This is a genomic window from Halalkaliarchaeum sp. AArc-CO (genome assembly GCF_024972735.1).
Taxonomy (GTDB): Archaea; Halobacteriota; Halobacteria; order Halobacteriales; family Haloferacaceae; genus Halalkaliarchaeum.
Genome location: NZ_CP087723.1, coordinates 2,491,382 through 2,512,292 on the forward strand (window position 1 = coordinate 2,491,382; position 20,911 = coordinate 2,512,292).

Annotated in this window: 24 protein-coding genes, 1 tRNA gene and 1 pseudogene; 15 read left to right on the plus strand and 11 right to left on the minus strand. The window is 66.1% G+C overall.

Annotated elements, in window-relative coordinates:
- The first annotated feature begins 11 nt into the window (after positions 1 to 11).
- Positions 12 to 1,214 carry an MFS transporter gene (locus tag AArcCO_RS13040; protein ID WP_259533938.1) on the plus strand — a complete coding sequence of 401 codons (1,203 nt, stop codon included), beginning with the start codon at positions 12 to 14 and terminating at the stop codon, positions 1,212 to 1,214.
- Between the two features lie 9 nt (positions 1,215 to 1,223).
- Here the strand turns inward: AArcCO_RS13040 and AArcCO_RS13045 are convergent, their stop codons facing one another.
- The gene (locus AArcCO_RS13045) at positions 1,224 to 1,685 is read right to left on the minus strand and encodes a transporter (protein ID WP_259533939.1); all 462 of its coding nucleotides are present in this window, start codon (positions 1,683 to 1,685) and stop codon (positions 1,224 to 1,226) included.
- A gap of 115 nt (positions 1,686 to 1,800) precedes the next feature.
- On the opposite strand from AArcCO_RS13045, the gene AArcCO_RS13050 reads away from it, so the two are divergent.
- Positions 1,801 to 2,499 (plus strand): carbonic anhydrase, encoded by a 699-nt coding sequence (locus AArcCO_RS13050; RefSeq protein WP_259533940.1) that lies wholly within the window; start codon positions 1,801 to 1,803, stop codon positions 2,497 to 2,499.
- A 104-nt stretch (positions 2,500 to 2,603) separates the two neighbouring features.
- Positions 2,604 to 3,779 (plus strand): lycopene cyclase domain-containing protein, encoded by a 1,176-nt coding sequence (locus tag AArcCO_RS13055; protein ID WP_259533941.1) that lies wholly within the window; start codon positions 2,604 to 2,606, stop codon positions 3,777 to 3,779.
- Between the two features lie 14 nt (positions 3,780 to 3,793).
- Here AArcCO_RS13055 and AArcCO_RS15990 read toward each other — a convergent pair.
- Positions 3,794 to 3,969: pseudogene (locus AArcCO_RS15990) on the minus strand (MFS transporter); the annotation flags it as partial.
- A gap of 35 nt (positions 3,970 to 4,004) precedes the next feature.
- Between AArcCO_RS15990 and AArcCO_RS13060 the strand changes: the two are divergent.
- Together AArcCO_RS13060 and AArcCO_RS13065 are read left to right on the plus strand one after the other, a co-directional pair.
- Positions 4,005 to 4,961, plus strand: a complete 957-nt coding sequence (locus tag AArcCO_RS13060; RefSeq protein WP_259533942.1) for a glycerophosphodiester phosphodiesterase — start codon at positions 4,005 to 4,007, stop codon at positions 4,959 to 4,961.
- A 60-nt stretch (positions 4,962 to 5,021) separates the two neighbouring features.
- Positions 5,022 to 7,349, plus strand: a complete 2,328-nt coding sequence (locus tag AArcCO_RS13065; protein ID WP_259533943.1) for a heavy metal translocating P-type ATPase — start codon at positions 5,022 to 5,024, stop codon at positions 7,347 to 7,349.
- Between the two features lie 26 nt (positions 7,350 to 7,375).
- On the opposite strand, the gene AArcCO_RS13070 is transcribed toward AArcCO_RS13065, so the two are convergent.
- Complete coding sequence (locus AArcCO_RS13070) at positions 7,376 to 7,828, minus strand: hypothetical protein (protein WP_259533944.1); 453 nt, start codon at positions 7,826 to 7,828, stop codon at positions 7,376 to 7,378.
- Between the two features lie 193 nt (positions 7,829 to 8,021).
- Here AArcCO_RS13070 and AArcCO_RS13075 point away from each other — a divergent pair, with 193 nt between their 5' ends.
- Positions 8,022 to 8,504 (plus strand): type IV pilin, encoded by a 483-nt coding sequence (locus AArcCO_RS13075; protein WP_259536446.1) that lies wholly within the window; start codon positions 8,022 to 8,024, stop codon positions 8,502 to 8,504.
- A gap of 65 nt (positions 8,505 to 8,569) precedes the next feature.
- Here AArcCO_RS13075 and AArcCO_RS13080 read toward each other — a convergent pair whose 3' ends face one another.
- From AArcCO_RS13080 to AArcCO_RS13090, 3 genes are all read right to left on the minus strand, one after another.
- Positions 8,570 to 9,190: a methyltransferase domain-containing protein gene (locus AArcCO_RS13080; protein ID WP_259533945.1), complete on the minus strand. Its 621-nt coding sequence runs from the start codon at positions 9,188 to 9,190 to the stop codon at positions 8,570 to 8,572.
- A gap of 62 nt (positions 9,191 to 9,252) precedes the next feature.
- Positions 9,253 to 9,678: an RNA-binding domain-containing protein gene (locus AArcCO_RS13085; RefSeq protein ID WP_259533946.1), complete on the minus strand. Its 426-nt coding sequence runs from the start codon at positions 9,676 to 9,678 to the stop codon at positions 9,253 to 9,255.
- Entirely contained in the window at positions 9,675 to 10,235 is a 561-nt protein-coding gene (locus tag AArcCO_RS13090; protein ID WP_259533947.1) for an AAA family ATPase, read from the minus strand. Before AArcCO_RS13090 ends, AArcCO_RS13085 begins: the two co-directional genes overlap by 4 nt.
- 109 nt (positions 10,236 to 10,344) lie before the next feature.
- Between AArcCO_RS13090 and AArcCO_RS13095 the strand changes: the two genes are divergently transcribed.
- The 7 genes from AArcCO_RS13095 to AArcCO_RS13125 all read left to right on the plus strand — a co-directional run bounded on the left by AArcCO_RS13095 (position 10,345) and on the right by AArcCO_RS13125 (position 14,658).
- Positions 10,345 to 10,448, plus strand: a tRNA-Arg gene (locus AArcCO_RS13095).
- A 151-nt stretch (positions 10,449 to 10,599) separates the two neighbouring features.
- Positions 10,600 to 10,785, plus strand: a complete 186-nt coding sequence (locus AArcCO_RS13100) for a hypothetical protein (protein WP_259533948.1) — start codon at positions 10,600 to 10,602, stop codon at positions 10,783 to 10,785.
- Between the two features lie 141 nt (positions 10,786 to 10,926).
- The gene (locus AArcCO_RS13105) at positions 10,927 to 11,127 is read left to right on the plus strand and encodes a hypothetical protein (RefSeq protein ID WP_259533949.1); all 201 of its coding nucleotides are present in this window, start codon (positions 10,927 to 10,929) and stop codon (positions 11,125 to 11,127) included.
- A gap of 58 nt (positions 11,128 to 11,185) precedes the next feature.
- Positions 11,186 to 12,199 (plus strand): HhH-GPD family protein, encoded by a 1,014-nt coding sequence (locus tag AArcCO_RS13110; RefSeq protein WP_259533950.1) that lies wholly within the window; start codon positions 11,186 to 11,188, stop codon positions 12,197 to 12,199.
- Between the two features lie 64 nt (positions 12,200 to 12,263).
- Positions 12,264 to 12,821, plus strand: coding sequence for a class I SAM-dependent methyltransferase (locus tag AArcCO_RS13115; RefSeq protein ID WP_259533951.1), 558 nt, complete (start codon positions 12,264 to 12,266; stop codon positions 12,819 to 12,821).
- A 67-nt stretch (positions 12,822 to 12,888) separates the two neighbouring features.
- The gene (locus tag AArcCO_RS13120; RefSeq protein ID WP_259533952.1) at positions 12,889 to 13,158 is read left to right on the plus strand and encodes a BolA family protein; all 270 of its coding nucleotides are present in this window, start codon (positions 12,889 to 12,891) and stop codon (positions 13,156 to 13,158) included.
- 93 nt (positions 13,159 to 13,251) lie between these two features.
- Positions 13,252 to 14,658, plus strand: a complete 1,407-nt coding sequence (locus tag AArcCO_RS13125; protein WP_259533953.1) for a class II fumarate hydratase — start codon at positions 13,252 to 13,254, stop codon at positions 14,656 to 14,658.
- Positions 14,659 to 14,664: 6 nt separating this feature from the next.
- Here the strand turns inward: AArcCO_RS13125 and AArcCO_RS13130 are convergent, their stop codons facing one another.
- From AArcCO_RS13130 to AArcCO_RS13150, 5 genes are all read right to left on the minus strand, one after another.
- The gene (locus tag AArcCO_RS13130; protein WP_259533954.1) at positions 14,665 to 15,549 is read right to left on the minus strand and encodes a dihydrodipicolinate synthase family protein; all 885 of its coding nucleotides are present in this window, start codon (positions 15,547 to 15,549) and stop codon (positions 14,665 to 14,667) included.
- A gap of 49 nt (positions 15,550 to 15,598) precedes the next feature.
- A complete protein-coding gene (locus tag AArcCO_RS13135; protein WP_259533955.1) occupies positions 15,599 to 16,465 on the minus strand; it encodes a hypothetical protein in 867 nt (288 codons plus the stop codon).
- A gap of 177 nt (positions 16,466 to 16,642) precedes the next feature.
- Entirely contained in the window at positions 16,643 to 17,104 is a 462-nt protein-coding gene (pyrI, locus tag AArcCO_RS13140; protein ID WP_259533956.1) for an aspartate carbamoyltransferase regulatory subunit, read from the minus strand.
- A gap of 13 nt (positions 17,105 to 17,117) precedes the next feature.
- Complete coding sequence (gene pyrB, locus AArcCO_RS13145) at positions 17,118 to 18,032, minus strand: aspartate carbamoyltransferase (RefSeq protein ID WP_259533957.1); 915 nt, start codon at positions 18,030 to 18,032, stop codon at positions 17,118 to 17,120.
- Positions 18,033 to 18,114: 82 nt separating this feature from the next.
- Positions 18,115 to 18,459: a 2Fe-2S iron-sulfur cluster-binding protein gene (locus AArcCO_RS13150; protein WP_259533958.1), complete on the minus strand. Its 345-nt coding sequence runs from the start codon at positions 18,457 to 18,459 to the stop codon at positions 18,115 to 18,117.
- A 132-nt stretch (positions 18,460 to 18,591) separates the two neighbouring features.
- Here AArcCO_RS13150 and mvaD point away from each other — a divergent pair, with 132 nt between their 5' ends.
- Positions 18,592 to 19,587: a phosphomevalonate decarboxylase MvaD gene (mvaD, locus tag AArcCO_RS13155; RefSeq protein ID WP_259533959.1), complete on the plus strand. Its 996-nt coding sequence runs from the start codon at positions 18,592 to 18,594 to the stop codon at positions 19,585 to 19,587.
- Between the two features lie 74 nt (positions 19,588 to 19,661).
- Positions 19,662 to 20,909: an NAD(P)/FAD-dependent oxidoreductase gene (locus tag AArcCO_RS13160; protein WP_259533960.1), complete on the plus strand. Its 1,248-nt coding sequence runs from the start codon at positions 19,662 to 19,664 to the stop codon at positions 20,907 to 20,909.
- Positions 20,910 to 20,911 lie beyond the last annotated feature (2 nt).

Below are 20,911 nucleotides of genomic sequence, written 5' to 3' on the forward strand. Positions count from 1 at the left end.
GAACGTTCTGAATGGAGATCGTCGCATCCATCAAACGGGAAGCAAGCGCGCTGCTAGGGAGAGGCAAGGGAAAGCTGCTCGTCCCGATCGCAGTCGGGTGGGGGCTGTTGATCGGCACGCGGATGATCTATCCGGTGTTGCTCCCGTCGCTCCGGCGAAGCTTCGATCTGGATCTCGCGACTGCGGGCCTGCTCGTCACCGTCATCTGGCTGGGCTCTGCGATCGGACAGCTCCCGAGCGGAATGCTCGCAGACCGGTTCAGTGAGCGCTCCGTAATGGTCTCGAGCACGCTCGTCGTTTCGGGCGCGCTGGTAGCCGTCGTGTTCGCACCGACCGCGAGCGTGCTCTTTGCTGCGACCGGACTCGTCGGACTGGGACTGTCGCTGTATCCGATCGCCCGGATCACCATCCTCACGGAGATCTATCCGGACCGGCTCGGCAGCGCGCTCGGTGTCACGATGGCAACGGGAGACCTCGGACAGACGGTTCTGCCTCCGCTTGCAGGGGTTCTGGCGGCCGCGCTCGCCTGGCAGGTCGGATTCGCCTTCGTGATCCCGTTTCTCTTCCTTTTGGCCCTCGTGCTCTGGATCACGCTGCCGAATCCCACCCCACAGGAATCAGACGGCGAGGGCCTCTCGAGGGAGCGAGCGCGATACGTCCTCGGAGAGTTGAACGATCCGGCGTTGATCTTCATGACGGTCGTGCTGTTCCTGTTCATCTTCATCTGGCAGACGTTCTCGGCGTTTTACCCGACGTATCTCGCAGAACAGAAGGGGCTGTCCCCCTCGCTTGCGGGCGGGCTCTTCGGACTGTTTTTCGCGTTCGGCGTCGTGGTCAAGCCGCTTGCTGGCTCGGCGTACGACCGGGTCGGCATGCGGACCTCCCTCGCAGTCGCGCTCGTCGGCCCGGTGTTCGGGCTGTTCCTCCTGCCGGCCGTCGACGGCTTCTGGCCCCTCGTCGGCATCACCGCCCTCGTCAGCACCATGCTCGGGACCGGCGCGATCACGCAGTCGTATCTCAGTGAGCTGTTCGCCGACGACATGCGCGGGACCGGACTGGGGATTGTCCGCACGACTGCAGCGACACTCGGGGCGGCAGGACCGGTCGTGTTCGGCGCGATCGCGGATCGCGGCTACTTCGACGAGGGGTATCTCCTCCTCGGTGCCATCATGGTGGTCGTCATCCTGCTGACGCTCCGGATGCCGGAAGTCTGAAATTACCAGTCATTGCAGGGGGACGCCGGTCGCGAGCAGCGCGACGAAAAGCGCCGACAGGACTGCGATCGCCGAGGCGACGTAAAACAGGGTCGCCGTGGCTTCCACCGAATCGCTCACCTGTCCTCCGTCGAGTTCACTTTCGAGTTTCCCGGCCCCGGCCTCGACCGCTCCCGCGAGCGCGACCCACAGGACGACTTTCCCGATCACCAGCCACCCGTCCGTCGTTCCGAGTAACCGGTCGACTGTGTACAGATTCAGACCCATGAGGATCCCCGAGAGCAACAGCACCAGCGCGCTCACCCGCGTCACTGTCGTCAACCCGCCGAGGAGATCCTCCAGCGGTTCACGGCCGAGAGCCCCGCCGCGACCCGACGAAAGCACAGCGTAGGAGAAAAAGAGGACGGTTCCGACCCAGAGCATCGCAAACAGGTTGTGCAAGAACACCATCGCGGTAGCGAGAACTGACATACCCGCAGTCGTGCGTCAGGAACAATCAAGGTTGGTGCCTCGGTTTGCGGTAACGCAGACGAGTTGTCCACCGGGACCAGAGGAGTAAAAGGGAACCGGGGCCCCACCATCACGCATGCCCGAAACCACGCTGGCGGAACTGCTGGAGCGCAACGCCCGCCACGTCGACTCGCTCCCGGACGGACACTTCTCGGCGGTGGAAGCCGGACAGGAGCCCGCGGCCGTCTCCGTCTGTTGTTCCGACTCTCGTGTGTCCCAGGAAGGGATGTGGGACGTCACCGAACCCGGATTCCTGTTTACACCGAGCACGATCGGTAACCAGGTTTGGGACCGATACGACGGCGACATCGTCGTCGACGGCAGCGTCCTGTATCCGGTGACACACACAGACACGGGAGTGATTCTGGTCGTGGGACACACCGGCTGTGGGGCTGTGACTGCGGCCCTGGATGCGGTTCGACGCACGGACGACGGTAGTGACGGGGATGCAGCCGGGATCGCGAAGTGGATCGACCTCCTCGTCCCGGTCATCGAGGACGGCCTCGCCGACGACCGCGTCGATCCGGACAGGGAGGCGAGTCTCGTCGATCAACTCGTCGAGTACAACGTCGACAGGCAGGTGCAGTTCCTGCTCGAAAGCGACGACGTCCCCGACGAGGAGACGGTGTACGGGTTCGTCTACGACTTCCAGGGCGTGTACGGCGACGATCGGGGACGCGCGTATCTGGTCAACGCAGACGGGGAGACACAGCCGGATCACCTCCGGGAGCTGGTCGACGAGGAGTTCACCGACCGAGTCCTGCGGCTCCTGTAGCGACGGCAATAAGGGCTCCCAGCCCCGGAGGCCGGCTCGGGAACAGTCGGCCGAACCTGTCGCTGTGCCAACAGCGTTAATCGTATTCAGCCCTTTGTCAATCCATGACAATCGCCCGCCACGGGAGAGGAATTCGGGCGGATCTGCGGGCGCTACTCTCGCAGGTCCACCCCGTTTTTATGCTGCCGCCGCTTGCCGCCTCGTGGTTCGGCGCCGTCGTGGCCGGCGAGTTCTCGGTCGGGATCGGCACCGTGCACATGGCGGCGATGTTTTTCGCGGTGTACACCGCCCACGTAAAGGACGGCTACGTCGACTTCTACCGACGCGGGGAGGACGACGATCACCCGATGACGGTTCGCGGCTGTCGAATCGCGCTCGTCGCAGCCACCGCCGGGTTCGCGATCTGTACCGCACTGCTCGGTGTCGTCGTCGGGATCGGTGCGGCGCTTGTCACGCTCCCCGTCTGGTTTCTGGGCTATCTGCACGCCCCACAGCTCGACACCAATCCGGTCACGGCGACGCTCGGCTATCCGGTCGGGATCGCGCTTGCGATCCTGGGCGGGTTCTACGTCCAGACGACTGCAGTGACGCCACCGGCGCTGGGGTTTGCACTCGTGTTCCTCGTAACCCTCGCGGGAGTGAAAATCATCGACGACGAGCAGGACTACGCGTACGACCGGTCGATCGACAAACGGACGGTCGCAGTGCTGCTGAATCCGACTCGGGCGAGAAGTCTGGCACTTTCTCTCCTGTTTCTCGGACTCGTGGGGGTGCTCTGGGGGACGGTCGGGGGACTGTTCCCGCCCTCGGCGCCGGCGGGGGCACTCGCGTTCGGGTCGATCGTCCTCGTCGCACGGCGGGCCCCACCGACGCTCGCGACGATGCTGCTGGTTCGTGGGGCGTACGTCTTCCTTGCAGTGTTGATCGTGTCGGTGTGGTTTCGGCCGCTGTCGGGTACACCGCTCCCCGATATCACGGCCCTCGGTCCCTACACGTATCTCGCCACGGAGGTGTTCTTCGGGGCGATCGCGTTCGGGCTGTTGTACTACGCCGACGCACTCCGGAGCGCCGCCCGAACGATCGCGGCGCTGTACCCGGTGGCGTACGTCTGGGACTGGTATACGCTCGAGGTCGGGGTCTTCGAGATCAGGATGCGCACCGGCTACGACCTGTTTGGAATCCCGATCGAGGAACACCTGTTCATGATCGTCGTCCCGGCGCTCGTGGTCGGGTTACACGAGACGATAACGAAGCTCTCTGCGGAGTCGGATCACGGGTGAATCCGGTGGTGCTACAGCCCGACGATGAGCCGGGCCCCGATCGTCACTCCCAGGATCGTGGTGTCTGACGGATCGAGGACGGTGATGTAGTAGGCAACAGCGTGATCAGCGTGATGAACCCGAACCCCTCGGCGAACCGGACGAGAGAGAGTATCCAGAACTGCAGCCGGTCGGAGGCTACTTGTCGCAATCGCTCGTTTCGAGTCTATGGACGGAGGACCGAGCATGCTCCGCCGCCGTGGGTTGCTGGCCGCTGCCTCGTGTGCCGGCGCCGCGATGGCAGGGTGTCTCGACGGGACCGAAGACGAAAGCGAGGTCGGTGAGGAGGCTGACGGACCTTCCGACGCCGTCACCGCCGCCACAGACCACTACGAGTTCGACGACCGGCCGACTGTCATCGCCCACCGGGGGTACGCCGGAACGTACCCCGAGAACACGGTCGACGCGTTCGAGGCATCTGTCGATGACCCGAACGGCGGCGGCCACTCCCGGCGGACAGACTGGATCGAACTCGACGTCGTTCCGACCAGCGACGGCGAGATCGTCGTGTTCCACGACGAGGAGCTCGGCGGACTGACCGACGCCCGTGGAGTGATCTACGAAACCCCCGCGGCGGACGTTCTTTCGGCGGAGATACTCCAGAGCGGAAATACGGTGCCGACGCTCGCAGATGCGATGGCGACGATTCCAGCCGACGTCGGCGTCAACGTGGACATCAAGAACGGTTCCGGGAGCGTCGAACGCGGGCGAGTCGCCGATCCGCCCGGGGAACGCGAGGAGTGGGCGTGGCTGGAGACCGTGGTCGACGTCCTGTCGGAACACGACAACGAGGTTCTGTGTTCGTCCTTCTGGGAGGGCGCACTGTTTGCGCTCCGCGAGATCGACCCCGAGATACCGATCGCGTACATCTTCTCGGAGTCGATCCGGGAAGGACTATCGGTCACTGACGACTACGATGCGGCGGCCGTGAGTGCACCCGTACGGATGATCCTCGGAACGCCGTACTTCGATCCGACCAGCCACGCCCCAATCGATCTCGTCGAGGAGGCACACGATCGTGGGCTCCCGATCCACGTCTGGACCGTCGAGACGTGGCACCAGGCCGAACAGCTGAACGCCGTCGGCGTCGACGGACTGTTCCTGGACTATCCGGGCGCCGTCCACTGGGGCAATTCGCGGTGAGCAGAGGGGAGTGATCCGGCGACGCGTTCAAGCCCACCCCGGCCCAATTTCGAGCCGTCAATGAGTGATTCGCCAGGGGCGTCACCCCCCAGTTCCGAGGACGCCCCGGTTCCCTGCAGGCCGGCCCCGGACGCGTCGGACGCGGATCTTTCGGACGAGTTTATCGATTCCCTCGAAGCGTGTACGATCCGGATCGATCCGCTTTCGGGACGAAGCTGCGAGTCGTGTGCGCTGGCGCTGGAGCGAAAGCTCGCCAGCGCCGACGGCGTGTACGACGTCTCGGCGTCGTCTCGCGGCGGCGTCGTCCGGATCAGGCACGATGGGGACGCCATCTCCCCCGAGGAACTGGAACGGCTCACCGAGGAGTACGGTGCGACCGTTCGCGACGTGGACGCTTCCGGGATCGATTCCCCCGGTGAAGATCCCACAGACGTCGTAGACGGATCGAAACTCCGTCGAGAGACAGTTTTCGTCGCGCTCACGTTCCTGGGAATGACGGTCGGGCTGCTCGGAAGCTGGCTGGACGCTGCACAGGCGGTCGTCTGGGGGAGCTACGGGGCGGCGTACGTCTTCGGCGGGTGGTACGGCCTCAAGGCCGGGATCGAGACGCTCCGGCACCGCGCGGTCGACATCGATCTGCTGATGGTGATAGCCGCGCTCGGCGCGCTGGTCGTCGGGGCGCCCTTCGAGGGGGCGATGCTCCTGTTCCTGTTTTCGCTCTCGAACGTGTTGCAGGGCTACGCGATCGGACGCTCGCGGCGGGCGATCGAGTCGCTCATGGAACTGCGCCCGGAGTCCGCGACGCTGCTTCGGGACGGCAAGGAGGTGACGGTGCCGATCGACGAGGTGTCGGTCGGCGACGTGTTCCTCGTGCGACCGGGCGACCGCATCCCGCTGGACGGCACCGTCGAGTCCGGAGAGAGCGCGGTCGACCAGTCGTCGCTCACCGGCGAGTCGATGCCAGTGTCGAAAGAGCCCGGCGAGGAGGTGTACGGCGGGACGATAAACGGCGACGGGAGCCTCGAGGTCCGGGTGACTCGGGAGGCACACGAGTCGGCTATCGCCCGACTGATCCACATGGTCGAGGAGGCTCAAAGCGAGAAGGCGCCGACTCAGCGGTTGATCGATCGGTTCGAACAGCCGTACGTGCTGGGCGTGTTCGGGCTCACCGCGGCCGCGATCGCGATCCCCCTATCGCTGGGCTACGCGTTCGACAGCACCTTCTACCGTGCGATGACGCTGATGGTCGCCGCGTCCCCGTGTGCGGTGATCATCTCGACGCCCGCGGCCGTCCTGTCGGCGATCACTGCGGGGGCACGCCGGGGTGTCCTGTTCAAAGGCGGGGAGCACGTCGAGGTGGCCGCCACTATCGACGCGGTGGCGTTCGACAAGACTGGGACGCTCACCGAGGGCAACACCCGGCTGACCGACGCGACCGCGCGGTCGGGAGCGACGGTCGACGGGTCGCCGGCGACGGACGACCGACTGTTGTCGTTTGCGGCAGCCGTCCAGGGACGATCGGAACACCACCTCGCCCGGGCGACCGTCGAGGCCGCCGAGGAACAGGATCTGGAGATACCCGACGCTCGGGGATTCAAAGCGACACCCGGCAAGGGCGTCCGCGCAAGCGTCGACGGGGAGACGATCCACATCGGCAACGCCCGGTACGTTGCGTCGCTTGCGGGATCGACCGAGCAACCGGTCGCAAGGCTGGAGAACGAGCCGATCGAAGGGATCCGGGAGGGGACGACCGCGCTGGAGTCGCTCCAGGCCGACGGGAAAACGAGCGTTCTGGTCGTGCGCGAGTCGGACGACGGGATGTCCGTCCTCGGCTGGCTCGCATTCACCGACACGATCCGTCCGGCGGCCGCCGAGACGATCGAGCGACTCCGGGCGCTCGGCATCGAGCACGTGGTCATGCTGACCGGCGACAACGATCGCGTGGCCCGACACGTCGGCGAGGCCGTCGGCGTCGACGAGGTCCGGTCCGAGCTGTTGCCCGAGCAGAAAGTCGAACACGTCGAGGAGCTAGTGGAACGACACGACGGGGTGGCAATGGTCGGAGACGGAGTGAACGACGCGCCGGCACTGGCGAGGGCGACGCTCGGGGTGGGCATGGGCGGAGCCGGCACCGACGTCGCGCTGGAGACGGCCGACGTCGTGTTGATGTCCGACGATCTCGGAGGAATCCCGTACGCCTTCGGTCTCGGGCGACGTACCCGCCGGACCCTGTTCGCGAACTTCGGGATCGCCTTCGGCGCGATCGCGATCATGCTCGTGGCGATCCTCACGCGGGGAATCCCACTTCCGATCGCCGTCGTCGGTCACGAAGGGTCGACCGTCCTCGTCTCGCTGAACGGGCTCCGGCTGCTCGGCTTCCGGGAGTAGCCGCTATCACCAGCGTCCACTGGTGCTCACCTCCGCCGTCGCCAGAACAGCTTCACCCATCCGATTGTCCCGCCGACGACGACCCCGAAGAAGACGAATCCCGGCAACAGCATCACCGCCTGGGAGAGCGCGAGAGTGATGTACTCGCCGAACATCCACGTCGCGAGGACGTACTCGAAGCCCGAAGCGACGTACGCCCCGTAAACGAGCACGCCGAGCAGATACAGACAGCCACCCAACACGCCCGCGAGCGGGGCGTCGACCCACCCCGCGTCGGGTTGGGTGAGCAGCGCGGCGACGGTCGGGCCGACCGTTCCGACGGCGAATATCTCCGGCTCCGTTCCGTAGCTGACGACGTACCACCCCAGGAGGACCGCCTGGAGGAGGCCGCCGACGAGCACCGGTAGTCGGACGTGATCTCGAAGGCGGCTGTTGGACGTGTGCGACCGAACGAACTCGGTCGGGAGGGCGTCACGCATACGCCGCGTGAAGCGCGGAATCCACATATAAATACTGCCGGTTCGAGCGCCGAACGGGGTGAAAAAAAAAGCTGCGCCGACCGAGCGGCCGGGCGTCCTCGGACTTTTATCCGGGGACGCGGGAGCCGTTCACGTGTCGATCCCCCCTTCCCGCGATCCGAACGGCGTCCGCGCCAGTGCCCCCGTCGGCGTGGTGTTGCTCGTCGGCCTCGCGGTCGCGCTCTCGACCGGCGTCGGCGCGGCCGCGCTGGGAAGTGGCGTACTCGGGACCGACGGGTTCGACGCCGAGTCCCCCGACTCCGAGGAGCTCGGGTTCGGATCGACAGCATCGGCGTCGCTTTCCGCATCGGCGACGGGCGAGGGACGAATCCAGCTACGTCACGAGGGGGGCGACACACTCGACGTGCGGGAGCTCCGGCTTCGGGTTCGCGTGGACGGCGAAGAGTTGGCTCGACAGCCGCCGGTACCGTTCTTCTCTGCGGAGGGGTTCAAAAGCGGTCCGACGGGACCGTTCAACCCGGCGGCGGAGCCGACCTGGCGGGCTGGGGAGTCTGCCTCGCTGGAGGTAGCCGGCACGAACGAACCGACGGTGGATGACGGCTCTCTGGTCGAGATCGAGGTGTACGTCGGGAGCACACCGGTGGCAACGTTGGAGACGACCGCAGAGGGGGACTGAACCGGGGACCGTGCCACGGACGGGATTGAGGTGAGATCCGTGGAGTGATTTCGAGTTCCGGACGTTCACTCCGGGACGGTAGCGACGGTCGTAATCGCGACGTCGGGGTTCCGCGGCGGCCCCATGACGTGGTGGTCGATCTCGGTGAAGCCGGCCTCGCGGAACATCCGGTCGGCCTCCTCCTCGTCGTAAAACAGCATGATCGCGTCGGCGATGCGTGCCTTGATCGGGTTCGTCGGGTGGTTGGGCCCCACCACGAGCACCTGACCACCGGGTTCGACCACGCGCCGGAAGTCGCGCAGGGCGGTCACCGGATTGGGCCAGTACTCGATCGAGCCCGACGACCAGACGTAATCGAAGCTGTCGTCGACGAACGGGAGCCGTTCGGCGTCCCCACGGTAGAACGCCACCCGGTCGTGCTTGCCGAACTTCTCGAACGCCTTCTCCATCTGGTGGCGACTCTGATCGAGCCCGTGGACGTCGTCGGTGTACTGGAGCAGCCCTTCGGTTCCGAACCCGGTGCCACAGCCGACGTCGAGCACCCGGTCGCCCTGCTGGATGTCGAGCAACTCCAGTGCCTCCGCCCGCATCTCCTCGGTCCAGAAGAAGGGATTCACGCGGTCGTACACCTTCGAGAGGTACTTGTAAAACAGCCGCGCGCGGTCTTTGTCCTCGAGGATTCCCATCGCCGGTTGGTTGGGCTTCCGGCGGTATAACTCCAGCTTTTTGCCGGCTCCCGATAGCGGGATTACTCTCCCCCGATTCGATCGGGATCGACCGGCTGGCCGTCCTCCGTCTCCGGCACGACGTGGTCGAGGAACGTCTCGACGTCGGGTTCGCGGACGATCACGTCGACCTCGACGTCGCCGAGTTCGTCCGGGTTCCCCACGGCGAAGTTGATCACGCCCTGGAACGCCGCCTGCTTTTTGAGCCGGAACGAAAAGCCGCCCTTGCGTGCGTTTTTCAGGAACTCCCGACGCGCAGTGTCGAGGATCTCCTGTTCGTGGAGCCGGTCGGAAAGCGGATCCAGCGTGTGGGTTTCGGCGACGAGCCGACCCGGTTGCTGTTCGATCTCGGCGTCCGGGAACAGATTTCGGATCGCGTCGGCGACCCGGTCGGTCACTTCAGTGTCGTTTACGGGTGCCTCGATGTGGACGTCGATGCTGTAGATCATTGTTCGATCGCCTCGGGTCCGTCCTCGAGGATCCGACGGACCGTCCGTCGAAACGCCTCGAGAGAGTCGGTGTTCTCGACGGTGAGGTCGGCCTGGTTCATCACCTCGCCCATGCCGAAGGAGAGTTCACGCTCGTCGCGGGCCCGCAGGGCTTCGGTTTTCACGTCGGAGGCGTCCCGGCCGCGTTCGCCGAGCCGTTCGACACGAAGCTCGAACGGCGCCTCGATACTGACCAGGAGGAAGCCGTCGCCGAACGCCTCCCGGAACCGCTCGACCTCGACCATCGATCGGAGACCGTCGACGAGCACCGTCTCGGCGGTGTCGAGTTCGCGTTCGATCAGCGGGAGCGACCGCTCCGCGACCGCGTCCGGGCCGTTCTCCTCGCGGAGTGCCTTTGCGACCTCGCCGTGGTGTTCGGCCGGGTCGAGCCCGCGGTCGCGACACTCCTCGCGGATGACATCGCCCATCGTCACGACCGGGATCCCCTCCTCGCGGGCCACGGACGCAGCCTCGCCTTTCCCGCTGCCCGGCAGGCCGACAGTCCCGATAACTCTCATCGAGGGGTTCTACTGGCGTCGTGGACTTATATACACGGATGTGGACCGTCCGCTTCGGTGGCCCGGACCCAAATCCCTTTTGTATCGACGGCAGGTAATCCGGTAGTGAGGGCACGTAGCTCAGCCAGGATAGAGCGTCGGACTTCTATCCCGTCCAGGTTGGTGGGTGGGGAAGACATCCGATGGTCGTGGGTTCGAATCCCACCGTGCCCGTAAGACCGGCGAGCGTAAGCGAGCCGTGTCGAACTTTCTCGAGGTGGGATTCGAAGCCTATCAGTCGCGCGCAGCGAGCGACGCGAGCGAGCACGTCTGATTTCGGTTCGAATCCCACCGTGCCCGTAAGACCGGCGAGCGTAAGCGAGCCGTGTCGAACTTTCTCGAGGTGGGATTCGAACTACGCGAGACGAACGCAGTGAGTCTCGCCATCGAGTTCGAATCCCACCGGGTCCGTAAGACCGGCGAGCGTAAGCGAGCCGTGTCGAACTTTCTCGAGGTGGGATTCGAAGCCTATCAGTCGCGCGCAGCGAGCGACGCGAGCGAGCACGTCTGATTTCGGTTCGAATCCCACCGTGCCCGTGAGATGCGAGGCGCGAGCACAGCGAGCGCCTCGAAAAGCGAGCGGCGAAGCCGCAAGCGAGGTGAGTGAACCGACACGCTTTATAAATTCGCCGCCCTCGTCCACCCCGACGCCATGGTCGACTCCCGTATGATACTCGAGTTGATACCCCACTACTTCGCCATGCTTTTCCTCATCGTGATCAGCGTCGCCGCCCTCCGGATGTATCTGGGCGACGTCTCCCTCCCAGCGGAGTTCGGGCTCGCACTGGTAATCGTCGTTCTGTATCCCTTCACGGTCCGGCATCTCGGCATCGAACCCGGCATCTGGGAGTGAGGAGCTTCGAACACGAGATGGCCACACTCATTAGCGTCGAGCCCTCCTCCGAACGCGTATGCCGGACGCCGGCGACGACGCCGACCCCGCCGAGCGCGAGACTCCCGATTCCGATCCCGAAGAGCGCGAAATCGCCCTTCCGTCGGATCTAAAGCCGATCCAAACCGCCCTCATCGAGTGGTACGAATCGGACCACCGCGAGTTCCCGTGGCGGGAGACGACCGCCCCGTACCCGGTTCTCGTCTCGGAGGTGATGAGCCAGCAGACCCAGCTCGACCGGGTGATAGACGCCTGGGAGGCGTTCCTCGAGGAGTGGCCGACGGTCGAATCCCTCGCCGAGGCCGACCGGGCCGACGTCGTCGCGTTCTGGAGCGACCACTCGCTGGGGTACAACAACCGGGCGCGCTACCTCCACGAGGCCGCAAACCAGGTCCTCGAGGAGTTCGACGGCGACGTTCCGGAAACGCCCGCGGATCTCCAGGAGCTGATGGGCGTCGGGCCCTACACCGCCAACGCGGTGGCGTCGTTCGCGTTCAACGCGGGCGACGCCGTCGTCGACACGAACGTGAAACGAGTGTTGTACCGCGCCTTTTCAGTCCCCGACGACGACCGGACGTTCGAACGGGTCGCCACGCGGCTCATGCCGCCGGGCGAGTCCCGGGCCTGGAACAACGCGATCATGGAACTCGGCGGGGTCGCCTGTGGGCAGACGCCACACTGCGACGAAGCGGGCTGTCCGTGGCGACAGTGGTGTCGCGCCTACGAAACGGGCGACTTCACCGCGCCGGACGTCCCCGAACAGCCGAGCTTCGAGGGGAGCCGCCGGCAGTTCCGTGGACGGGTGATTCGGGCGCTTTCGGAGTACGACGAACTCGCACTCGACGAACTCGGACCGCGCGTGCGCGTCGACTACTCGCCGGCGGGCGACCACGGTCGGGAGTGGCTCGGTGACCTGCTCTCCGGGCTGGAAGACGACGGGCTCGTCGAACTCGACTACCGGAACGGGGGGGACCCCCGGGACGACGAAGACGGCACCGAATCCGACAAACTGACGGTCCGCTTGCGACGGTGACCGACGCCGGGACGCGCCGACCTCGCGACCGGCCGGTTATATTCCCGGCGTCCCACCGTCGCGTATGGGCCATCACACCTTCGACATCGAGAAGGCCGAGAACCTGGAAGACGAGGGACGCTACCGCTATCTCTCTGCCGAGGAGTTCCGGTCGCTGGTCCGTCCGGCGTCGGGGGAGACGCTGGCGGATCTCGGCTCCGGCACCGGCTTTTATACCGACCTGATCGCGCCGGACGTCGAGACGCTGTACGCCGTCGACGTCCAGGCGAAGATGCACGAGTACTACCGCGAGAAGGGCCTCCCGGGCTCCGTCGAGCCGGTCACGGCCGACGTGTCGGACCTGCCGTTTTCGGACGACGAACTCGACGGCGCGGCCTCGACGATGACTTACCACGAGTTCGTCGGCGACGGCGCGCTCGCTGAACTCGCGCGCGTGATCCGCCCGGGCGGGCGTCTCGTCGTCGTCGACTGGTCGGGCCGCGGCGACGGCGAATCCGGCCCGCCGGTCGACGAACGGGAGGACCTCGCGGCGGCCGCCGACGCGCTCGGAGAGGCGGGCTTTCGGGTCGTCCGGGGCGAGGAGCGCGACGAGACGTTCCTCGTCGTGGCGCTCCGGTCGTAATCCGACCCTGTCCCTTATACTCCTCCGACCCCGCCCCTTATACCCCTCCGACCCTGTCCCTTCTGGCATGGACGTCGAGGCAATCGAGGCGCGGATCGAGGAGGCGATCGCGGACGCGGAGGCGACCGTCTCGCGACCGCGGACATACGACGAGAATCACGAGGACGAACACTTCGCGGCCGTCGTCGTCTCCCCTGCGTTCGACGGGCTCTCGCTCGTCGAGCAACACCAGCTCGTGTACGACGCGCTCGACGACTGGATGACCGAGGAGATCCACGCCCTGGAGATCAAGACGTACACCCCCGCAGAGTACGAGGAGTTCGGCGGGGGCGCGTAGCCGACCGGACGCCGACGGGATTCGTCGGTCGATCCATCGGATATCTGATCGATGTAGGTAGTTTTTACTCGCCGTCCGGCGGAGGTTCGATTTATGGGTGAGGATTACCGAACCGAAGCGGACAGTCTCGGCGAGATGCAGGTACCGGCGGACGCCTACTGGGGGGCCCAGACCCAGCGCGCAGTAGAGAACTTCCCGATCTCGGGGATCACGTTCGGGCGACGGTTCGTCCGTGCGCTCGGCGTGGTGAAGAAAGGCGCCGCACAGGCGAACCGCGAGCTGGGCCTCCTCGAGGCGGACGTCGCCGACGCGATCGTCGAGGCGGCAGACGAGGTGATCGCTGGCGAACACGACGATCAGTTCCCGGTGGACGTGTTCCAGACCGGCTCGGGCACCTCCTCGAACATGAACGCAAACGAGGTGATCGCCAACCGGGCGGCCGAGCTCATGGGTGCCGAGATCGGCGACCGGGTCGTCCACCCGAACGACCACGTCAACTACGGCCAGTCGAGCAACGACGTGATCCCGACGGCGATGCACGTCGCCGCCCTGGAGGCCGTCGAGAAGGACCTCGTGCCCGCCCTCGAGACGCTGCAGGCCGAACTCGCCGAAAAGGAGGCGGAGTTCGACGGCGTGGTGAAAACGGGGCGGACACACCTCCAGGACGCCACCCCCGTCCGGCTGGGCCAGGAGTTCGGCGGCTACCGCACGCAGATCGAGAAGGGGATCAAACGCGTCACCGACGTCCAGGATCACCTCCGGGAACTCGCGCTCGGCGGGACTGCGACGGGCACCGGGCTGAACACCCATCCCGACTTCCCGGGACTGGCCGCCGAGTACATCTCCGAGGAGACCGGTACGGAGTTCCGCGAGGCCGACGACCACTTCGAGGCGCAGGCGGCCCACGACGCGATGGGCGAGGCCCACGGTGCGCTCCGGACGGTCGCCGGCTCGATGAACAAGATCGCAAACGACCTCCGCCTGCTCGCGTCGGGGCCGCGAAACGGGCTCGGCGAGATCGAACAGCCCGAAAACCAGCCCGGCAGCAGCATCATGCCCGGCAAGATCAACCCGGTCGTGGCGGAGGCGGTCAACCAGGTGCACAAGCAGGTCGTCGGCAACGACGCTGCGGTCTCGGCCGGCGCGGCCCGGGGCGAGCTGGACCTCAACCTCTACAAGCCGGTGCTCGCGCACAACTTCCTGCAGTCGAGTGAGCTGCTCGCAAACGCCGCCGAAACGTTCGGCGAACGGTTCGTCGCGAAGCTCGAGGCCAACGAGGAGCACTGCAGCGATCAGGTCGAACAGGCGATGGCACTGGCGACGGCGCTCAACCCCGCGATCGGCTACGACAACGCCGCGAAGGTCGCCAAGAAGGCGCTCGCGGAGGGCAAGACCGTCCGTGAGGTCGCCATCGCGGAGGGGCACCTCACCGAGGAGGAAGCCGACGAGGTGCTCGATCCGGAGAAGATGACCCACCGGGGCATCCTCGGGGGCGACTGATACCGATCAAAGCTCCGCCAACAACGCCTGCAGCCGTCCCCTCGCCTCGGCGTCGGGCTCCCGGTGTGGCGACCGGGGATACCCTGCCGGCGCGTCCCGCTCCCGCATTGCCCACTTCAGACCCGGGACGCCGTAATCGGCTGTGATGGCCGTGTTGAGTTCCACGAGATCCTCGTTCAGGCGTCTGGCGCGCTCGGGGTCGTTTCTGTGAGCCTCGAACACCTCGACTGTCGCCGCCGGCGCGAGGTTCGCCAGCGCGAGCACGCCCCCGACCCCGCCGGCGGAAAGCGCCTGTGCGAGGACGCTCCCGCTCCCGATCAGGAGGTCGAACTCCCCGGCAGAGCCGCCGGCGTCGGCGATCGCTTCGGCGACCCGCCGCTTCGTCCGGACGAACTCCGGAAGCGACGCGTGGGAGTCTTTCATCCCGACGACGTTCGGGTGCGTCGCGAGGCGACCGACAGTGTCCGGCTCCAGCCGCACGCCGGTGTACGCCGGCACCGAGTAGAGGTAGATCGGCAGCGGCGCGTCGCCGGCGAGTTCCCGATAGTACGCCTCCAGCGTCGCCTGATCGTGGTCGTAATAAAAAGGCGTGACGACGAGAGCGGCGTCGGCACCGGCGTCCGCCGCCGCGCGGGTCGCCGAAAGCGTCTCCCGGAGCCCCGGGCTCCCGGTGCCGGCGACCACCGGCACCGACGCCTCCTCGACGACCGTCTCGATCACCCGCGTCCGCTCTCCGGCGGTCATGAGTTCCGCCTCGCTGTTCGATCCACACGGCACCAGGAAGTCGACACCCCGGCTCTCGATCCAGTCGACGAGCTCGCGGAGCCGTCCGTAATCGACGTCGCCAGCCTCGTCGAACGGCGTCACGAGCGGCGGTCCGATTCCGTTCATGCCGACGCCTACGTTCAGGGGGGTCTTTATTCGTCCGGGCGGAATGTCGTCATTCGTCCGGGCGGTGTGTCTTTCCCTCGTCGCTTTCCTCCGCCCGGATTCGGCGGATCGTCGCCGCCGCCTGCGAGGCGTCGTAGCCGAAGAAGACGTCCTTGGCGTACCGGTTTGTGACCTCCGTCGCGTGCTGGAGGTTTTCGATCTCGACGTCGACCGCGTACAGTTCGATCGAGAACGGCGTCGCCGGTGGCTCCCCGTCGGGGTCGTACGAGCCGCCCAGCCGGGACCGGAACCCGCGGGCGATCGACTCGAGCCAGTAGGTCGTCCCGTAGTCCAGATCGTAGAGAGGAACGACGAACTCGTCGACGACCTCCGCGAGCGCGTCGACGTCCAGTCCCGATCGCTTCGAGAGGTGATCGGGGTACGGGTCGGGGTACAGCGTCAGATACGACCGGCCGGGGATCCGGTCGACCGCCTCCGTGACGAACTCGGTGATCACTGCCTCGCGCCACTCGTCGCGATCGTCGTGCGGACTCTCCTCGAACAGCCGGTTGCACCGCTCACACCGGCAGTACCCCTCCCGGGGGAACCCGACGTCGTCGAGCCTGACGTCGGGTTCGACGGCGGCACAGTCCGCGATCGTCTCGAGCAGCCCCTCGCGATAGCGCTCGTGAGTCGGACAGACGTACGACCAGTCGAAGTACGGGCGTTCCCGGGTGGCGGGTTCGCCGTCAGCATCGACCGCCGCAAGCGACGGGTCACCCCGGACGGCGGCGTTGTCACCGAAACACGACACCATGTTGACCGCGCCGGCGAGCGGCTCGCCGCCCCGTCCGGAGACGTCTTTTACCTCGTAGAACCCGCGGTCGAACTCCGGCCAATCCGCCTCGTCTTCGTTCCGTGTGACGACTCCGTACATCCAACCGCGTTACTCCTGCACCTCGACCTCGACGGGCTCTTTGTCGCCCGAAAAGAGGACGTACACCAGGATCAGGAACACGACGACCAGGAGCAACTTCGCTTTCGTGGACATACGCGTACCTCCAACCTCCGGCGGCTAAAACGCTTCGGCGTCCCCGGTCCGTGTCGGGGAAACTCACTCCACCGCGAGATGCTCGGCGATCCCCTCGTGGATGATCGTCCCGCAGTAGTTACACCGGACGCCGTCGGAGATGACGTCGAAAGCGGTCTCGACGGGCTCGTCGGCGTTCGTGATGCAGTTGTGGTTCGGACACGAGAGCAGCCCCGACACCCGGTCGGGGCGTTCGACGCGGTTCTTCTCGACGACGTCGAAGTCGCGGACGATGTTGATCGTCGCCTCCGGCGCGATCAACGAGAGCACGTCCACCTCCGACTGACTCAGTTCCCTGTCCTCGACCTTCAGGATGTCTTTCCGGCCGAGCCGGTCGGAGGAGACGTTCATCCCGATCGAGACGCCGTGGCCATCCGAGCCGTCGATGCCCAAAATCGCGAGCACGTTGAGTGCCTGGCCGGCCGCGATGTGATCGATGACGGTGCCGTTCCGGATCTTCGAAACGCGGAGTTGGTGGTCGCTCATGGTACTGTGGAACTCACCCGTGGTTCTCCAGCAGCATCTCCAGAAGCGCCATCCGCACGGGGACGCCGTTGTGGGCCTGCTGGAAGTAGCTCGCGTGGTCTGTCTCGTCGACGTCCGGGGCGATCTCGTCGACCCGCGGGAGCGGATGCATGACCGTGAGATCGTCTGGCCCGGCCGCGAGCGTCTCTGCGTCGATCTGATACTCGCCGGCGACGGCGCGGTACTCGGTCTCGTCGGGGAACCGCTCTCTCTGGATCCGGGTCACGTACAGGACGTCCAGTTCCGACAACACCGGCTCGAGATCGGTGTGTTCCCGGACCTGTGCGCCGGCCTCGTGGAGATCGAACCGGACGCTTCGGGGAAGTCGAAGCGACTCCGGGCTGATGAAGTGCTGGCTCACCTCGAAGTTCGCCAGCGCCGACGCCAGCGAGTGAACGGTCCGCCCGTACTTCAGATCTCCCATGATCCCGACCGTGAGATCGTCGAGACCGTGCTCCTCCCGGATCGTGTACAGATCCAGGAGCGTCTGACTCGGGTGCTGACCGGCGCCGTCGCCCGCGTTTATCACCGGCACGTCGACGAACTCGCTCGCGAGTTTCGCCGCCCCCTCGCTTGGATGGCGCAGCACGATCGCGTCGGCGTATCCCTCGATGACCCGCACCGTATCAGCCAGCGATTCCCCCTTGGTGACCGACGAGGATTCGACCGACCCCATGTCGATCGTACTGCCACCGAGACGCTTTGCGGCCGCATCGAAGCTCATCTTCGTCCGCGTGCTCGGCTCGAAAAAGCAGAGCCCGAGGACGAGGCCGGGACAGCTGTCCCGGGAGGCCCCGAGGTCGTCGGCAACGTCGCCAGCCCGGTCGAGCACCGCCTCGACGTCCGACCGGGACAGCTGTGCCGCCGAGATGAGATGGTCGTGACGCATCACTGTACACCGCGTGTGACATCGACTTGAATCTCACGGGTATCGGATCTCGAAGAGACACCCACGAACGTGGATAGAATCGTCAGTCGTCGGCGCCTGCGGCTTCCTCGCCGGATGCGGGCTCGCGTTCGTCGCCGTCGATGCTCGGCGGGTACTCGCCGCGTCTGAGTCGCAGGTCCGACTGGGGACGCGCCATACACGTCAACGCGAACTCTTCGGCTTCCTGTTCGGTGAGCCCACGGGCGATGGCGGCCGGCTGGGCCACTTCGCCCTCGAGGATCCGCGCCGAACAGGCGAGACACATGCCGACGCGACACGAGTACTCGTGGGCGATACCCTCCTCGATACAGGCGTTGAGAATCGTCTGCGTGTCCGACACCCGAACGCGTTCGCCGGTGCCGGCGAACTCCACCGTGTACTCGGCCATGTCGAACCGCTTCGGTCAGGTGTAGCAAAACTCTTGTCACTGCCTGCGCGCGTCGGGGGCGTCGAACGGTTCCCGCAGACGACACACGAAACGGAACGACTAACCGCTCTCCCGCCTCCAACCCGATAAACGATGAAGGCGACAGCGAGAGCACACCCCATCCAGGGGCTCGTGAAGTATCACGGACTCAAGCAAAACGACCCGCGGATCCCGTACCACGACAGTATCTCCGTGTGTACCGCACCCACACACACCACGACGACCGTCGAGTGGCAACCGGACGCCGCCGAGGACGTCTTCTACATCGACGGCGAGGAGGTCGACGGGCACGCCGAAGACAGGATCCAACTGGTGGTCGACCACGTGCGGGACCTCGCCGGGATCGATCACCCGGTCCGGTTCGAGTCGGAGAACTCGTTCCCGTCGAACATCGGGTTCGGCTCCTCCTCGTCGGGGTTTGCGGCGGCGGCGCTTGCGCTGACCGAAGCTGCGGGGCTGGACTTCTCCCGGCAGGAGATCTCCGCGGTCGCACGGCGCGGGTCGCTTTCGGCGGCGCGGTCGGTGACCGGCGCCTACTCCCAGCTGTTTGCGGGTCTCAACGACGAGGACTGCATCTCCCGGCGGCTCCCGACGGGCACGGGTGACGACGGCTTCCATCCGGAGACAGACCTCCGGACGATCGCGGTGCACGTGCCGGCGTTCAAACAGACCGAACGGGCCCACGAGGAAGCCGAAGAGAGTCACATGTTTCAGGCGCGGCTGGCGCACATCCACGAACAGCTCGGGGAGATGCGCGACGCGCTCCGGGAGGGATCGTTCGACCGGATCTTCGAGCTCGCCGAACACGACTCGCTTTCCCTCACCGCGGCGACGATGACCGGACCATCCGGGTGGGTGTACTGGCAGCCCGAGACGATCGCCGTCTTCAACGCGGTCCGGGAGCTCCGAAAGGAGGAAGACGTCCCAGTCTATTTCTCGACGGACACGGGCGCATCCGTCTACGTGAACACCCAGGAGGGCTACGAGGACAGGGTCGAAGAGCGGATCGCAGAAATCGGCGTCGACACCGAGGTCTGGAGCGTCGGCGGGCCGGCGGAGGTCCTCGGTCCGGGCGACGCACTGTTTTAAGTGTTCGCTCGACCGCCGCGCGTTTCGCCGGTCGGGCCCGGAGGCTCAAGAGGCTGCGGCACCTCCCTTCGGGTATGCGAGTCGTGGTTTTCGGCGCGGGCTATGCAGGACTGACGCTCACACAGCGGCTCGAATCGAGCCTTCCGGATTCGGTCGAACTGCTGCTCGTCGACGAGACTGAAACACATCTCGTTCGTCACGAGCTCCACCGCGTGATCCGGCGCCCGGCCGTGATCGACGCGATCGAGGTGCCGCTGGGATCGGTGCTCGATCGCGCCAGGGTGGTGACGGGAAGCATCGACGGGATCGATCCCGAGGCCGGCCTCGCGACGTTTCGGGACGGACAGGTTCCGGAGGTCGCACGCGAGGACGGGACGCTGGCGTACGATTACGGTGCCGTCTGTCTCGGCTCCGAGACCGCGTTTTACGACCTCCCGGGGGTAAAGGAGCACGGGCTCCCGCTGAAGCGGAAGGAGCACGCGCTTTCGATCCGAGATCGGTTCCTCGACCTGTGTGAGACTCTCGAGCCCCGAGAGACCAGGCGGGTCGTGGTCGGTGGCGGCGGGCTCTCGGGCATCCAGATCGCCGGCGAACTCGCCGCACTCGCCCGAGAACGGAGCGTCCCGGTCGGACCAGCAAACGGAACCGATGCGACGAACGCGGGTCGGATCGAGATCGTGCTCCTCGAACAGCTAGAGACGCTGGCCCCCGGGTTCGGCTCCGCCTTCCAGCGAGCGATCCGGGCAGCACTCGTCGACCACGGCGTCGACGTCAGAACGAAAACGCCGGTGCGCGAGGCGACCGCCGACGCGGTCGAGACCGACGCGGGAACCCTCGAAACAGACCTGTTCGTGTGGGCCGGGGGTATTCGAGGACCGGACGCGACCGCGGGGGAACGACCGACGGTACGTGCGGACCTCCGGCTCTCCGAGTCGACGTTCGTCGTCGGCGACGCCGGCCGGATCGTCGACGCCGACGGACGGTCGGTTCCGGCGACGGCCTCGGCGGCCATCCGGGCCAGCGAGACTGCAGCCGAGAACCTCACGCGACTGGTCGAGCACGCTCTCGATGACACCACCGAGTTCGAGCCGTCGCTCGAGCGGTACCGGTATTCGGTGCCTGGATGGGCAGTCTCGGTCGGAGACGAGGCCGTGGCTGTCGTCGGCGGACAGGTTCTCACCGGACAGCCCGCCCGGAAGCTGAAAGCCGCCATCGGCGGCGGGTACCTGGCGTCGACCCGCGCGACCCGGCAGGCGATACAGCTCGTGCAATCGGAGCTGGGCCTGCCGACGCGTGGACTGCCGGACCGATCCGAGCGGTAACC